Raw genomic sequence first — 15,569 nt, forward strand, 5'->3', positions numbered from 1 at the left:
CACTAGCTTTAGTGTGTCTTTTTCTATAGATCTATTAGGGGGGATATTAATGAGCAAAGAGCGTGAATTACCATTACTCCCGCTGCGTGGAATTCTAGTCTTTCCATATATGGTTATTCACCTTGACGTCGGCAGAGAGCGTTCTATGGCAGCTATCGAAGAAGCGATGCTGGGAGATCGGATTATTCTCTTAACCTCTCAAAAAGAGACGGAAATTGATTCTCCTACGACGGCTGATTTGTACACCATGGGGACGGTTGCGGAAATTAAACAGCTCCTTAAACTTCCGGGGGGCACCATGCGTGTTTTAGTCGAAGGGATCGCTCGAGGTCATGTGCTCGAATTTCTTCAAGAGGAGCCTTATTTTAAAGTTCGAGTTGAGGAATTAGCTGAGAAGAAGAAAGCTATGTCAGCGGAAACTGAAACCTTAGTTCGGGGAATGACCCATCAATTTGAGGAATATGCCAAACTCAGTAAACGTGTACCTGTTGAAACTCTGGGAACTGTTTTAGCAGTGGAAGAGCCGGGGCAGCTAACGGATATAATCGCCTCGCATCTTAATCTCAAAGTTCCTGACAAGCAAACGATCTTAGAAGCTTTAGAAATTGACGAACGTATCGAACGTTTGACAGAGCTTATCATGCGTGAGATTGAGATTATGGAATTGGAACGCCGCATTGGTTTACGAGTCCGTAAACAGATGGATAAAGCTCAAAAGGAATATTATTTGCGAGAGCAGATTAAGGCGATCCAGAAAGAGTTAGGCGATAAGGATGAGCGTCAGGTTGAAGCTGATGAATACCGCGAAAAGGTGGCCAAAGCCAAATGCCCTAAAGAAGTTGAGCAAAAGGCGTTAAAGGAAATTGAACGTTTGGAAAAAATGCCTCCTTCTTCGGCAGAAGGTACGGTTGTGCGCACATATTTGGATTGGCTCCTGGTACTTCCCTGGACCAAAACCACTAGGGATAAAATAGACTTGGCAAAGGCTGAGGATATACTTAACGAAGATCACTATGGCTTGGAGAAGGTTAAAGAACGTATTTTAGAGTTCTTGGCGATTCGCAAACTGACTCCCAAAATGAAAAGCCCGATTCTCTGTTTAGTGGGACCTCCCGGAGTCGGCAAAACGTCCTTGGCGAAATCTATTGCCAGGTCCTTAGAGCGTAAGTTTGTCCGTATGTCCTTGGGCGGATTAAGGGATGAAGCTGAGATTAGAGGACATCGCCGTACTTATATCGGAGCTTTGCCGGGACGAATTATTCAGGGGATTCGCACAGCAGGAACACGTAATTCTGTCTTCCTTTTGGATGAAATTGATAAGATGTCTTCGGATTTTCGTGGCGATCCGGCATCGGCACTTCTTGAAGTGCTGGATCCTGAGCAAAATGCTAACTTTACAGATCATTATCTGGAAGTTCCCTTTGATTTGTCACAGACCTTTTTCGTTTTAACGGCGAACACTTTAGATACGATCCCGCGCCCCCTTTTGGATCGCATGGAAGTTATTTCGATAAGCGGATATACCGAGGACGAAAAGGTTAATATTGCTAAGCGTTACCTCGTGCCTAAACAAATGAAAACTCACGGAGTTAAGGAAGAAGTTTTCACCATGGACGAGGAAATACTGCTAAAACTTATTCAGGACTATACCCGGGAGTCCGGGGTGCGTAATTTAGAGCGGCAAATTGCTAATGTCTGTCGGAAGATTGCCGTTCGTGTGGTGAAGGAAGACTGGGAATCCCATGCTTTGACTCACGAGGATATCGAGAATGCCTTAGGGGCACCTCGTTATCATTTCCAAGTAGCGGCTAAAGCTCCTGAGATCGGGGCAGTAACGGGACTGGCCTTTACTGAAGTCGGCGGAGTTGTGCTGACTATTGAAGTAACTCCCTTGCCCGGTAAGGGGAATTTGACCCTGACTGGGAAACTGGGAGATGTCATGAAGGAATCTGCTCAAGCGGCCTGGACCTTTATCAGGGCCTATGCTTTAGAGTTAGGCATTGAACAGGATTTCTATGAGCATACCGATCTTCATATTCACGTGCCGGAAGGCGCTGTTCCCAAAGATGGTCCGTCAGCCGGTATTACCATGGCTACAGCAATGGCTTCTGCTCTTTCCAAACGTGCCGTTCGTGCCGATTTGGCGATGACCGGGGAAATAACCCTCAGAGGCAATGTTTTGCCCATCGGCGGAGTGAAAGAGAAAGTTCTGGCCGCCCATCGTGCCGGAATAAAGGTGGTCTTGCTTCCTGAGGAGAACCGTAAGGACATGGAAGACGTTCCGGAGAAGGTTCGCAAACTTTTGGAATTCCACTTTGTCAGCAGGATCGAAGAAGTTCTGAAACTAGCGCTGCTTCCTTTGGCGCAATCCGATGAGGTTAACAATAAGGACTCAAGACATACTGTTTATGGAGGTAAGGGAGTGCCTGTGGGCGATAGCGGACCAGGAGAGCGCCCGGTAGTGTCTTAATTTTTTTAAAGGGACGATGAGGTTTTGATTGTTATTCGCAAAGCCGAATATGTGGCATCAGCAGTTAAATATGAACAGTATCCAACAGGAGGTTTGCCCGAAATCGCCATGGCCGGGCGGTCTAATGTCGGCAAGTCCTCCTTAATCAATCGCTTTTTAGGCCGGCGAAACTTGGCGCGAACGGGGAACACGCCGGGGAAGACCCAGACTCTTAATTTTTACCGTGTCAATGACGCTTGGTTTCTCGTGGATTTGCCCGGTTATGGGTATGCCAAAGTGGCTAAGACGGTCAATGCCCAATGGGGCTCCATGATGGAAAACTATTTCAAAAAGCGAGAAGCTCTGCGCGCTGTGATTCAAATTGTCGATATCCGGCATGCACCCAGCCGCGAGGATGTTGAAATGCATCAATGGCTGCGGATGAGGCAGGTCCCGACGATGGTTGTTGCGACAAAAGCGGATAAGATTTCCCGGGGACAGTGGCTTAAGCATTTGACGATTATAGCCAAGGCTCTGGAGGTTGATGACGCGTCGCTGATTCTGCCCTTTTCTGCGCAGACGGGGGCCGGGGTGGAAGAGCTGAATGAATCCCTCTCCGAGATGGGACTTGTGTGACACAGCCCTCAGTCAAGCGTGTTAGGGGGACGGTCCTTTTGACACGCTTTTGACATAGGGGGTTAGCAAGCGACTGGGCTTTTAATTGCAAGATTTACAAATTTATCCGGTTTTAAGATCCCCACTTCTTGTAAGTGAGGGTGGGTCTTTTGGTAACTTCAGGTGGGGTAGAGTCCCCATCTGAAGCTCCGATGTTCAGCTTTAGCTGAACGAGTTCACTAAAAATAGTTCCTTAGGATATTTAATGCCATCAGCACTTTAAGTGCTGATGGCATTAAAAGTAGGTAATCACTTTGATGTCCTGGAAAAAAACTAAGACCTAAGCTAAACTTTAAACCTTTGAACCATAGAATTTAATTCATCAACCGTTGCCGGAAGTCGCTAACTGAGGAATAAACTTCCTCCGCGGTAGCCAACTGTTCTTGTGAGGCTGCGGAGACGTTTTGTGTTCCGGAAGCAGTCTCGGAGTCGACTTGGGAGATATATTGGAAGGATTGTGCTACATCTTCTGTTTTGACGTTAATTTGGGGCGTGTTAAGGGGACGGTCCCCTTAACACGCTTTTGGCGTCGGCACATTTTATGTGCTGTCGTCTGTTATACAGGGATTGTTTATGGCCATGCTGATAATAAAAGCCTGGTTTTGATTGTCTTTCGGTCTTCTATCATATCAATCTTTAGAGATTATCTGCCGAATGCAGGTTTTCCCTTTAACTAAAAGTAACAAGTATATACACTCGACCTTATATATGGTAAAATATACCAGTAATACAACTGTTAAAGGGGATGTGTGGCATGAATAGGGATAGAAGATTAGGAAAATCTATGAAAGCGATAAAAACTGCACGTGTCATTGCCGTTGCATCACAAAAAGGTGGAGTTGGCAAGACGGCTACTGTTACAAACATGGCCGTAGGGTTGGTTAGTCTCGGATATAAGACGGCTATTATTGATATGGACGCTCAAGGGCACATCGCATTTTCCTTCGGGATTAAAAAAGTTAATATAAAGAAAACCATTTATGATGTTTTAATTGGTAAAGCAAAAATGAGCGAAATCAAGCAAAATGCCTTTGGTGTGGATTTGTACTTATCAAACACTTCTTTGAATGATCTAACTCCGATGGTGTTGGCGCATTCTAATGACAAGCGATTTCCTGCTCCTAATTATCTTTTGAAAAATGCAATTGGTCAGATAAAAGCCTTCTATGATTATATATTAATTGATACTTCACCGAGTAATGATCTGCAAACGATGAATTCCCTTTTAGCATCCACGGATATCATTATCCCTGCTCTTCCGGAGGGCTTAGCTATTGATGGCGTTTATGATACGATTAACCTTGTCAAGCGTATTCGGGCACAAGGCGCGAAGATAAATATTTTAGGGGTATTACCAACAATGGTTCAGGATTATACGAACCTTCATAATGTAATGCTGCAAAATTTACGGAAATCTTTTGCTGAAAACTCGGATATAAAGGTTTTTGACACTGTGATCAAACGGGCTATTCGGCATGGAATAGCTCAAAGTAACGGTTTGCCTAACATCAAAAATGCTCCGGAGTATCTTTCTTTTGTAAAAGAGGTATTTTCCATAGCTTGAGTGAAGGTTGCAGTTCTTACGCAAAGACGTCTGGCTTGTGTCATCACATTGAGTACTGCTATCAAGTCAGGGAGAGTCGGGGGGACGGTCCTTTTGACACGTTAAGGCGTGTTAAGAGGACCGTCCCTTTGACACACCTTTGACATGCTTTGACATGCCTTTGGCAATAAAAAGGCTCAACTTCAATCGTTGAGCTTTTCTTGTTTATGCTTGAAAGTTCTCGTTATAAATATGTAGTCAACCTCGTATAGTTACAGTGAGGAATGTCTCAGGGGTTTAAGCGGGGATGAAGGGGGAGAGAGGGCTTGAGGGATGTCATAATGCTCGTATTAAGCTTAGGGATAATTCTTGTTGGTGCGGAGGCTTTTACGAATAGTATTGAGTGGCTGGGGCAAAAGCTGAAGCTTGGGGCGGGGGCTGTGGGGAGTCTTTTGGCGGCCGTGGGGACGGCTTTGCCGGAGACGGTTGTTCCGGTTATTGCTTTTCTTGGTTTTCGGGAAGGAACTGAGGGATCGGATATTGGGATTGGGGCGATTCTTGGGGCGCCTTTTATGCTCTCAACGTTGGCGTTTTTTATAACCGGACTGGCTGCTCTTTTATTTCGCCGGAGCAATGATCCCTTAAAGCTTGATACTAAGGTTGTGCAGCGTGATCTGCAATTTTTTCTTTTCGTATTTACAATTGCTATTTTAGCGTCCTTTTTAGGAAACCAGAATTACAAAACTATTGCCGCCGGGTCTTTGGTTTTAGCCTACGTGATTTACGTTGTTTTAACCTTGCGTTCCAATCGGGGCGGGCATAAGGAGGAAAAATTGGCCTCTCTTTACATGGCGCGCAAAGCGGATGATCCTAAGCTGACGGCTATTCTGCTGCAGATCACCATGGCTTTGGTTGCTATTGTCTTTGGGGCCCATGGCTTTGTCAATGCTGTTCAGCCTATTGCAGCCGATTTGGGGATTCCGGTTTTTGTACTTTCCTTGATTATAACTCCTGTGGCGACGGAGCTGCCGGAGAAGTTTAACAGTGTCCTTTGGATTATGCGCGGTAAAGATACCTTGGCTATGGGGAATTTAACAGGAGCGATGGTTTTCCAAAGTTCCGTTATTCCCGCTATTGGCATTGCTTTGACCTCCTGGAAATTAGATACGTTAGCTCTTTGGAGTGCTTTTTTGGCGGTTGGCTCAGCGATGATTCCGGTTTTTTCGCTTCGCCGCAAAGGAGCTATTCATCCCACGGGTCTTCTCATGGGAGGAGTCTTTTATCTGATGTTTATTTTGACGGTGCTGCGCTTTCCGAACCGCTGAATTCAGCGATAATCATGCCTGCCAGGACCAATCCTGCCCCGATTAAGCCTTTAAGGGTGAGTACTTCTCCAGCCATGAAATAGGCCGCTAGGCCGGCAAAGACGGGTTCCATCGAGAAGATAATAGCCGTATGGGTGGAGGTTGTGAATTGTTGCATTTTCGATTGGACGAAAAAAGCAAGGGAGGTGGCGGGGATGGCAGTTATGAGCAGTCCTGACCAGGCTGCCATTGTGAAATGCAGTGGGGGTTGGGGTAAAATCAGGGAGAAAATAGTGCTTATGATACTGACTGTAAGGATTTGAAAAGCAGCGAGTACGGTTGCATTGGTGTCGGGGGCAAAACGTCCGGTAAAGAATATCTGCAAGGCAAAGCTGACGGCGCAGATCAGAACCATAAGGTCCCCTTTGTTAAACTGTAAACGGTCTCCCAGGGAGAGTAAGGCTAAGCCGACTAGAGCACTTAAGATTCCCAGGATCAAACTGGGACGAGGAATTTTCTTTGTTGTTATGGTGACTAAGGTAGGGACTATGACGACGGAAAGTCCTGTTATAAAACCGGCGTTGGAGACAGATGTGTATTGCAGGCCGATGGTTTGCCATATGTAGCCGGAAGCAAGAAAGACGCCGACGGCCATTCCTTTGAGGATATTTTTTTTGGAGATATGAGCTCTTTGCAGCCAGAGGAAAGGCAACAAGCTAATGAAGGCGAGAAAAAAACGTATTGCGAGAAAGGGAAAGGGCGGCAGATCGGCGATAGCCCATTTAACGACGACAAAGGTCAAGCCCCAAACGAAAGCCACGAGCAGTAACGAAAAATCAGCCCCTTGAGTACGAGTTATCTTCAAGTCGGTTCAGCCCCTTTACATGCTTTAAAATGAAAAGGCCGCGGCGTATTGAGACGCAACGGCCTTTCTGCTGTTACAGATTGTCTTGCCTGATAATCACGCAATTATAGTATAGCGGAACTTGCCGGAACTGAAAAGAAAAAGTTAGCCTCGGGCTCCATCAGGGGGCCCCGATTGTTCCGGCGGGTCCTCAGAAGGGGTATAAGCGGGATCGGGAGAGCAAGGGGGCGGAGGCGGGCAAGCGCAATTACTGCAGAATTGTTCCTTTGCTTGGCAGAACAGATAATAATGTCGCTCTTCATCGCATGCTATTTCTGTTAAAATTTCCTGGATTTCCGGGATGGGGATTTTTTTGGCCAGTTCAAGATAGAGATGATGGGCTTTGGCTTCGTCTTCAATATTTGCGTCAAGGAGTGCACAAAGTTCACTAGTATAGTTGATAAAACGGGACCGCCAGTCAACCCAGTGACCGCTGCTTAAGGCACCGTACCTGGGATCGACACCAAGATGTCGTAAAGCAAGGGCCAGCTTTTCCAAATGGCGGAGTTCATCATAAGCGATAGGCCTTAATAAGGCGTCAAATTCCGGACGATCAAGCAATACGGCCTGATAAAGATATGTGGTAATAGCGGTTAGTTCCGAATCTGTACCGGCATAAGCATCGTAGAGCCAAATGGCATATGTAAAATTTGGCTCAGGTATTTCTCCCGGTACTTGTTCTAGAGTTTTTGTAATTGGAAGCAATAGTATTTGACCGGCATAAATACGATCGGGATGTTTTAAATGATTGAGCTGAATAATCTCAGACATTTCAACTGAGTATGCTTTAGAGATTTTATAAATGGTATCCCCTGCTCGCACAACATAACGTGCATAATCCATAAGGACTCCTCCTTTTGCTACGGCATAATACACTATATTCGCCAGCTAGGGTGCGTGGTAATGGATAATTATGGAGATAGATGGAATGTATGGGACGGGTTCAGCGTAGTTATAGAAAGATAAGAGTGTTTCAAGGCTGAAAAATTCATAATGTTAGGAGGGATCTATTCATGCTTTCATGCGTTTTGAGGGGGATTACAACGGCTTTGCTGGTTACCCTGTTAACCCTTGTTGCCGGAATGCTGTGGGGAACCATGGGGTTAGGAGGACTGAGTGTTTCCAATCTGGTAGATATTGGGCTCTTGGCAAGCTGCCTGATAGGCGGCTATCGTACGTCGCGGGAAAGCGGAGAATGGATAATGGGCGGGATCACAGGCTTTGGCTATGTAACTGTTGGGACTCTGTTGTTGGCTTTGTTTCTTCCGATTCGGGTCTGGGGTTTTATTCAGATTTTGGGGGAAGGAGCAATTTTAGGCATCATTGCAGGGGCTTTTGGAGCAGGAGGTTCGAAGGGAAGCGTTAGAAGTTCTTGGAGCGGAGGAAAAGCTAATACCAACTATAGGCCGTATTATGCCGGATATGGCAGTGAAAAACCGACGGGCAGCGATCTTGATTGGGATGTGAACGATGATCTGCATAGCCGGGAGGGATCTTCGGCCGCCGGCAGCAGTCTTGACACTGATGATTGGTTTATGAACTCGGATCAAGAGGATTTTAATTCTGGTTTAAGTACAACGTCTAATTCTAAGTTAAATTCTGATTCTAGTTCAAGTTCCGGTTCTAAATTTTTGTTAAATTCTAAGCCAAATCCGGATTCGGATTTAATGTTGGATAATTCAATATTTGATCTGGAAGGAGATATTAAATCAGACGCAAAATCTAATTCAAAATCAGTTTCAAATTTCGAAATAGATTCACTGAATTCAACATTGGATTCGCGCCCTGATTCGCAGATTGAATGGCCTTGGGATAGGGAGCTAGAGGATGAAAAGAAGGGGAAGGATGATCCTGTAAAAGGTGATCATTATAATACGAAAGGTAATTTTCATATTGCGAAGGATGAAAAGCCGTGGTGGGAATGACAAAATAAAATTTCCCAAAGGGCCTTGCGGGGGAAGGAATCCTAAATATTAAAGAGAATTCTGAAAGAAGAACTCGAAATTGAGAATAATAAAATCATTAGAGTGTAAGCAGCAGAAAAAGGAGACTATTAATGATGAATTTTCTTGAATTAGCTCAGACCCGCAGGAGCTTGCGTACTTATAAAGATACGCCGGTGGAGAAGGAAAAATTAGAGTATGTTCTGGAAGCGGCTCGCTTGGCACCTTCCTGGAAGAACATGCAGTGCTGGCGCTTTATTGTTGTGGAAGAGGCAGCAGGAAGAGCAGCCCTTGCCGACTGTATGGGAGAGTCAAATCCCGGACGAAAGGCGTTAACGGGGGCTCCCATCGTTATAGTACTCTGTGCAGTGCCTAAGGAATCAGAAATCTGGGAAGGCAAGGACTTTATGATGCTGGATGCAGGCCTTGCTATGGAACATCTGGTTTTAGCAGCGACGGAACAAGAGCTGGGGACGTGTTGGCAAGGCTTATTTACTGAGGAAAAGGTTCGGGAAGCTTTGCAGATTCCTGAAAATGTTCGTGTGCTGGCTATGACTCCCCTGGGATATGCTGCAGAAGAACGCCGCCTGCGCCCCCGCAAAGCTATGGAGGAGATTGTTTTCCATGGCAAGTGGGGCCAAAAATAACTCGAAGTAATAAAGAAGCTAAATATGTGGGATAAATGGATAATTGAATTATTTCGATGAAAAAACCAGTTATGAAATAAATTCAAATAAATAAAATAAGTAAATGCTTAAAAGTAAATTCTGAAATAAGTAAATTAATTTATAACGTCAAGGGGTGGAACTAATGTCCGCCTCTTTTTTTATCCAATCGTAAGACTCCACTTTGGATACAATTTTGTTCAGCGAATATTCTTTAACTTGTGGTGCAGACTACTCTAAGATAGTAACATATTTGCAAAGATGGGGGATTGTCGTTGTTGCTGCAGACTGCTCTGCTGATTATTGTCCTTTCGGCCTTGGGAGCGTTCCTGGCGGGAATTTTGCTTCTGGTGCTGATGTTTTTTACAGGAAAACGGTTTTTTCGCACCATCGTACAGCGGCTTTTTGGCCTGGTGATCGATAGGCTGCTTCAAGATAAGTATCACGAGAATCTAATGGAACTCTGGAGTGCGGTTCGCCGGACCTCAGTCCAGACCATCGTGGAAATCAGCTTACGGGCCGAAAAAGGCGGTCTTATCGAGCGGCCACTGGGGTCCCCTAAGCGTCTGCCTCATTTTGATACGTTGATGTTCGTTCCTGGTCAGATGGCCCGGCTGCCTAAAGAGGGTAACGTTCCTGTCGATATGAAGGTCACTCTTGGACCTAAGGCTCAAAAACCGTTAACCATCGAAATTCCGCTCATGATCAGCGGCATGGGCTACGGTATTGGCCTCAGTGAACAAGCTAAGCGGGCCTTGGCAAAGGCCTCCAAGCAGCTTCAGACGGCCACTAATTCCGGCGAGGGCCCCTATTTGCCGGAAGAACGGCAAGAGGCAGAAAAGTTTATCTGGCAAATCAGCAGAAGTCCATGGGGACATTCGCCGGAGGCCATTGCGGCTGCTGATATGCTTGAAGTTCAAATGGGCCAAGGGGCACGTATGGGCCCTTTTACCGTAGATCCGTGTGTTGTTAAAGGCAAAGCCCAAAAACTGATGGGAATTTCGCCCGTTGAATCCGTTGTTACATCTGCAGTTATCCCGGGGATCCAAAGCCCTTGGGACTGGATTAAGTACGTGGAGGATCTGAGGGCTCAGGCGGGGGGGAAACCCATTGCTTTAAAGATTATGGCGACAGGGGCAATTGAAAGGGATTTAGCAGTTGCTTTAGAGGCAGGTTTTGATGTGATCGTTGTCGATGGGGCACAGGGGGGAGCTTCCGGTGCTTCCCCCATGATTTGCGACGATTTAGGAATCCCCAGCTTGCTCGGCCTGGTGCGGGCGGAACGATTTTTAGTGGAACAGGGAGCACGCAAAGAGGTTAGCTTAGTGGTTGCCGGCGGGTATGCTACCAGCGGAGAATGTTTGAAGGCCCTAACCCTGGGAGCCGACGCCGTTTATTTGGGAACGGTGCCTTTATTTGCCTTAGTCCATCGCCAGGTTCATAAGGTTCTCCCTTGGGAACCCTTAACTCAATTGGTCTGGTACAATTCTCCTTATAAAGACCGCCTGGATATTAATTTGGCCAGCCAAAGTGTCGCCAATGTTTTCAAGTCGATGACCAAGGAAATGGAGGAGGGTGTACGGGCTTTGGGAAAAACAGCGTTGGCTGAGCTTGGTCCTAATGATTTGGTTGCCTTGGACGAGTGGACGGCCAAAGTCACCGGCGTAAAACCTGCTTATACATTTCAAAATTCATAAATTTTGACAATAGTCATTCGGCTGAGTATAATGTATTCAAATCAAATATTGTTTAAAACTCGATGATTGTGAGGAATAGCATCAGGATACCGTCCAGAGAAAAAGACTATGAGCTGAGAGGTCTTTACGGAGAAGCGCTTGGGTCGCACAGGAGGGGCAGAGGGGAATGGAGTACTCTCTGACGGAAAACCCGTTAGACAAACAATGAGTGTGAAACCAACAATGACTTTAAGGTTGTTTCACTAAATTAAGGTGGTACCACGATCGCTTTTCGTCCTTTATCAGGATGAAAGGCTTTTTTAATTCAACAATGCAGGAAGGAGTTTGGCACATTATGGATGAAATTCTTAATGAAAAATCGGAAAAAATAGAAATGGCTAAGGCCTATGATTCAAGTCAAGTTGAGGGAAAATGGTATCAATTTTGGGAGGAAAACGGATTTTTTCATTCGGAGGTTGATGAGAAGAAAAACCCTTTTAGTATTGTCATGCCGCCGCCGAACGTTACAGGTGCTCTGCACTTAGGCCATGCCATGGATGGAACGATCCAGGACATCTTAACAAGGTATAAGCGCATGCGCGGTTTTAATACCCTTTGGCTGCCCGGGACGGATCATGCCGGGATTGCTACGCAGGCCAAAGTGGAAGCTCAGCTCGTCAAAGAAGGGACGAACCGGCAGGAACTTGGACGTGAGAAATTTTTAGATCGGGTATGGGAATGGAAAAATCAGTATGGCGGGCGGATTACCCAGCAACTGCGCCGGTTAGGTGCTTCCTGTGACTGGGAGCGGGAACGGTTTACTATGGACGAAGGCTGTTCCCAGGCGGTTCGAGAAGCCTTTGTAACGTTGTATCAAAAGGGGCTGATTTACCGGGGAAATTATATTGTCAATTGGTGTCCAAAATGCCACACTACGATTTCGGATATTGAAGTTGAGCATGTGGACAGCGAAGGAAACTTGTATCATTTACGCTATCCTGTAAAAGATAGTGATGAAACCTTAATTGTTGCCACGACAAGACCGGAGACGATGCTGGGAGACACAGCAGTGGCTGTTCACCCAGAGGACGAGCGTTATCAGCATTTAATCGGCAAAACCTTGATCTTGCCGCTGGTGGGACGAGAAATTCCGATTATTGCCGATGAGTATGTGGATCGGGAGTTTGGCACCGGTGCCGTGAAAATAACCCCGGCCCACGATCCCAACGATTTTGAAATTGGTCTGCGCCATCAATTGCCTCAAATTGCCGTGATGGACAAAGAAGCCAAAATGAATGAGCACGCCGGGAAATATCAAGGGTTAGACCGTTTTGAGGCCCGCAAAGTGATCGTCGAGGATCTCAAGGCCTTGGGTGTTTTAGTTAAAATCGATGCCCATGCTCATGCTGTCGGGGAATGTTATCGCTGTGCCACAGTTATCGAACCCATGGTCAGCAAACAATGGTTTGTGAAAATGGAGCCTTTGGCTAAGCCGGCCATTGAGGTCATTAAGGACGGGCGTTTAGGATTTGTGCCGGATCGCTTTGATAAGATTTATCTCGGGTGGATGGAAAATATTCGTGATTGGTGTATTTCCCGTCAACTGTGGTGGGGACACCGCATTCCGGTTTGGTATTGCGACGATTGCGGTCAGGAGATCTGTTCGAAGGAAGACCCCACAAGCTGTCCTTCTTGCGGAGGAGTTCATCTCAAGCAAGATCCTGATGTTTTAGATACCTGGTTTTCCTCAGGACTATGGCCATTTTCCACCATGGGCTGGCCGGAAAAAACACCGGAACTGAAGCAGTTTTATCCGACGTCGGTGTTGGTAACCGGCAGGGATATTATCTTTTTCTGGGTCGCGCGCATGATCTTTATGGCTATGGAGTTCATGAAAGAAGTGCCTTTCCCGAAGGTAATGATTCACGGCTTGGTTCTCGATGCTAAAGGCCGAAAAATGAGCAAATCCCTGGGCAACGGTGTTGACCCGATTGAGGTTATTGAACAGTATGGAGCCGATACCCTGCGCTTTATGTTGATTACCGGCAATACTCCGGGCAACGACTTGCGCTTTCATCCGGAACGATTGGAGGCAACCCGGAATTTCTGCAATAAGATCTGGAATGCTTCCCGCTTTGTGCTCATGAACTTAGAAGACTACGAGGTTGGTCCAAGGGGAGAGCTTACCCTGGCAGACCGCTGGATCTTGACCCGTTACGCCTCCATCGTTGAGAAAACGTCAGAAGCCCTGGAATCCTTCGATCTCGGTGAAGCTGGCCGAATTCTGTATGAATTTATTTGGAATGAATTCTGTGATTGGTATATTGAACTCAGCAAGCCCCGCCTTTATAACAAAGAAGATGTGCTTGCCCGTCATACCGCCCAATCTATTCTCCTGGAAGTCCTCGAAGGGACATTGCGTTTATTGCATCCCTTTATGCCTTTCTTGACAGAAGAAATTTGGCAGAACCTTCCTGTTGAAGGAGCCAGCATTATGATGCAGTCCTGGCCTGAGGCACCGGCTTATCATGAAGAAGATGCTGTGAGAAACATGACGCTTTTGATGGATGCTATTAAAGCCATACGAAATATCCGAGCTGAAATGAAAGTCTCACCCGGCCAGAAAGTGGAGATTCTGATCCTGGCCGCCGATCCCAGCCAGCGTCAGGTTTTGGAACGGGGAAAAGCAGATATCTTAAAGCTTGCCGGAGGAGCGAGTGTGGAACTGCTCGAAGCTGCGGCCGAAAAACCTTCACAAGCGGCCAGCGCTGTTTTAGAGGGTGTGGAAATTTATCTCCCGTTAAAAGGGCTCATGGATCTGGATAAGGAAGTGGCCCGTTTAGAGAAAGAGATCGCTCTCGTGGTTTCTGAACAGAAGGTACTGGAAGTGAAGCTTAATAACCCAGGCTTTGTCGGCAAAGCGCCGGCAGCTGTTGTGGCTAAAGAGCGGGAAAGAGCGGAAGGTTTAGCTGCTCGCAAAATTGCTTTAGAAGAGCGTCTAAAGGAATTGCAGCAGAGTTAATAAGTTACAGGGGGAAAACGAGATGAAATCAATGGAACTTGAGCAAACGTATCAAGCAAGTCTTGATTACCTTGTCAACCTGACAACATTTGGGATGAACTTTGGCTTGGACAGAATCCGGGAGCTTCTGAAACGGTTAGGCAACCCGGAAAAGAAACTGCGCGTCGTCCATGTGGGGGGGACCAATGGCAAAGGCTCAACGACAGTGATGATTGCCCGGATCTTAAGGGAAGCAGGCTATAAGGTTGGTGTCTTTACGTCGCCTCATCTCCACGATTATCGTGAGCGTATGACAATCAACGGGCAAATGATTCCCAAAGAAACAATGATCCAGATCATTGATGACCTTCGTCCCCATTTGGAGGCGATGGTGGCAGAAGGGTTTGAGCATCCCACAGAATTTGAGGTGAGCACTGCTCTGGCGCTCCTTTACTTCGCTCAAGAAGAAATTGATTATGCTCTCATAGAAGTCGGTTTAGGCGGGGCCATAGATTCCACCAATGTAGTAAACCCCCTGATTTCTGTGATTACCAATGTCGCCATGGATCATATGGATTATCTGGGCTCTGACCTGGTATCCATTGCCAACGTCAAGGCCGGAATTATTAAACCGGAGTCTTTGGTGGTAACGGCTGCGCAAAACCCTGATGTTATTCAAGTCCTGCGTGACACGGCACAGGCCAACAGCGTGCCCTTATACCTGGTTGGCGAAGATGTCAACTGGGAGAGCATTTGGAGCGGTGAACTGGAACAGGAATTTGACCTGGTGGGCCTGCACTCGACGTATTACAAATTGCGTCTTCACCTTATAGGTCTTCATCAGCTGCGTAATGCCGCAACAGCTGTAACCGTCTGCGAACTTTTGCAGAGCAATTACGGAGTAACAATTCCGAGGGAGGCTATCTATGCGGGCCTGCGCAATGTCGAATGGCCCGGACGCTTAGAATTACTTTCCCTTAAACCTAAAATTCTTTTAGATGGGGCTCATAATGTTGATGGGGCTCAAGCTTTGGCGGAAGCCCTGCCCCTCTATTCCCGGGAACGCCTCATCCTTTGTTTCGGCATGCTGGCCGATAAGGAGCGGGAAAAGGTTGTGGATATGCTGGTGCCCATGGCTGAGGAGATAATTGTCACCCGCCCCAATTCTCCGCGGGCCGGAGATTGGACGTCTCTGGGGAGGCTGGCCGAAAAGCACGGCCGTCCCGTTCAATGTATTGAAGATCCCAAAGAGGCGGTTATTTATGCCCTAAGCCGCCTGGGTGAAAAGGATATGCTCTGTGTTACAGGTTCACTTTACATGCTTGCCGATGCTCGTCAAGCCTTAATTGAGGAGTTAAAGAAACGATAATTTTTTCTTAACATCATAAAGGCCTAAAATCCTAACAAAA

The 15,569-nt window shown here is 46.6% G+C and carries 11 protein-coding genes; 9 read left to right on the forward strand and 2 right to left on the reverse strand.

Annotated features, from left to right (window positions below; all coding sequences use genetic code 11):
* The first annotated feature begins 49 nt into the window (after window positions 1-49).
* The 4 genes from lon to ACPUYX_RS00350 all read left to right on the forward strand — a co-directional run bounded on the left by lon (window position 50) and on the right by ACPUYX_RS00350 (window position 5,992).
* Window positions 50-2,470, forward strand: coding sequence for an endopeptidase La (gene lon / locus ACPUYX_RS00335; RefSeq protein WP_426377766.1), 2,421 nt, complete (start codon window positions 50-52; stop codon window positions 2,468-2,470).
* A 24-nt stretch (window positions 2,471-2,494) separates the two neighbouring features.
* Entirely contained in the window at window positions 2,495-3,085 is a 591-nt protein-coding gene (gene yihA / locus ACPUYX_RS00340; protein ID WP_426377767.1) for a ribosome biogenesis GTP-binding protein YihA/YsxC, read from the forward strand.
* 793 nt (window positions 3,086-3,878) lie between these two features.
* Complete coding sequence (locus tag ACPUYX_RS00345; protein WP_426377768.1) at window positions 3,879-4,688, forward strand: ParA family protein; 810 nt, start codon at window positions 3,879-3,881, stop codon at window positions 4,686-4,688.
* 305 nt (window positions 4,689-4,993) lie between these two features.
* Window positions 4,994-5,992, forward strand: coding sequence for a sodium:calcium antiporter (locus tag ACPUYX_RS00350; protein WP_426377769.1), 999 nt, complete (start codon window positions 4,994-4,996; stop codon window positions 5,990-5,992).
* Here ACPUYX_RS00350 and ACPUYX_RS00355 read toward each other — a convergent pair.
* Window positions 5,958-6,836: a DMT family transporter gene (locus ACPUYX_RS00355; RefSeq protein WP_426377770.1), complete on the reverse strand. Its 879-nt coding sequence runs from the start codon at window positions 6,834-6,836 to the stop codon at window positions 5,958-5,960. The two genes, ACPUYX_RS00350 and ACPUYX_RS00355, sit on opposite strands and share 35 nt — an antisense overlap.
* A gap of 144 nt (window positions 6,837-6,980) precedes the next feature.
* The gene (locus ACPUYX_RS00360; protein ID WP_426377771.1) at window positions 6,981-7,718 is read right to left on the reverse strand and encodes a LysM peptidoglycan-binding domain-containing protein; all 738 of its coding nucleotides are present in this window, start codon (window positions 7,716-7,718) and stop codon (window positions 6,981-6,983) included.
* A 170-nt stretch (window positions 7,719-7,888) separates the two neighbouring features.
* Here ACPUYX_RS00360 and ACPUYX_RS00365 point away from each other — a divergent pair, with 170 nt between their 5' ends.
* The 5 genes from ACPUYX_RS00365 to ACPUYX_RS00385 all read left to right on the forward strand — a co-directional run bounded on the left by ACPUYX_RS00365 (window position 7,889) and on the right by ACPUYX_RS00385 (window position 15,529).
* On the forward strand, window positions 7,889-8,800 hold the full coding sequence (locus ACPUYX_RS00365; RefSeq protein ID WP_426377772.1) for a TIGR04086 family membrane protein: 912 nt from the start codon (window positions 7,889-7,891) through the stop codon (window positions 8,798-8,800).
* Window positions 8,801-8,934: 134 nt separating this feature from the next.
* Entirely contained in the window at window positions 8,935-9,465 is a 531-nt protein-coding gene (locus ACPUYX_RS00370) for a nitroreductase family protein (RefSeq protein WP_426378289.1), read from the forward strand.
* A gap of 317 nt (window positions 9,466-9,782) precedes the next feature.
* Window positions 9,783-11,180 carry an FMN-binding glutamate synthase family protein gene (locus tag ACPUYX_RS00375; protein ID WP_426378290.1) on the forward strand — a complete coding sequence of 466 codons (1,398 nt, stop codon included), beginning with the start codon at window positions 9,783-9,785 and terminating at the stop codon, window positions 11,178-11,180.
* 334 nt (window positions 11,181-11,514) lie between these two features.
* The gene (locus ACPUYX_RS00380; RefSeq protein WP_426377773.1) at window positions 11,515-14,181 is read left to right on the forward strand and encodes a valine--tRNA ligase; all 2,667 of its coding nucleotides are present in this window, start codon (window positions 11,515-11,517) and stop codon (window positions 14,179-14,181) included.
* 22 nt (window positions 14,182-14,203) lie between these two features.
* Window positions 14,204-15,529 carry a bifunctional folylpolyglutamate synthase/dihydrofolate synthase gene (locus ACPUYX_RS00385; RefSeq protein WP_426377774.1) on the forward strand — a complete coding sequence of 442 codons (1,326 nt, stop codon included), beginning with the start codon at window positions 14,204-14,206 and terminating at the stop codon, window positions 15,527-15,529.
* Window positions 15,530-15,569 lie beyond the last annotated feature (40 nt).

The organism is Desulfosporosinus sp. SYSU MS00001 (genome assembly GCF_049943955.1).
GTDB lineage: Bacteria > Bacillota > Desulfitobacteriia > Desulfitobacteriales > Desulfitobacteriaceae > Desulfosporosinus.

Coding starts and splice junctions, on each gene's coding strand:
- lon (WP_426377766.1), top strand. CDS start 50: ATGAGCAAAGAGCGTGAATTACCATTACTCCCGCTGCGTGGAATTCTA.
- ACPUYX_RS00345 (WP_426377768.1), top strand. CDS start 3,879: ATGAATAGGGATAGAAGATTAGGAAAATCTATGAAAGCGATAAAAACT.
- ACPUYX_RS00360 (WP_426377771.1), bottom strand. CDS start 7,718: ATGGATTATGCACGTTATGTTGTGCGAGCAGGGGATACCATTTATAAA.
- ACPUYX_RS00365 (WP_426377772.1), top strand. CDS start 7,889: ATGCTTTCATGCGTTTTGAGGGGGATTACAACGGCTTTGCTGGTTACC.
- ACPUYX_RS00370 (WP_426378289.1), top strand. CDS start 8,935: ATGAATTTTCTTGAATTAGCTCAGACCCGCAGGAGCTTGCGTACTTAT.
- ACPUYX_RS00380 (WP_426377773.1), top strand. CDS start 11,515: ATGGATGAAATTCTTAATGAAAAATCGGAAAAAATAGAAATGGCTAAG.
- ACPUYX_RS00385 (WP_426377774.1), top strand. CDS start 14,204: ATGAAATCAATGGAACTTGAGCAAACGTATCAAGCAAGTCTTGATTAC.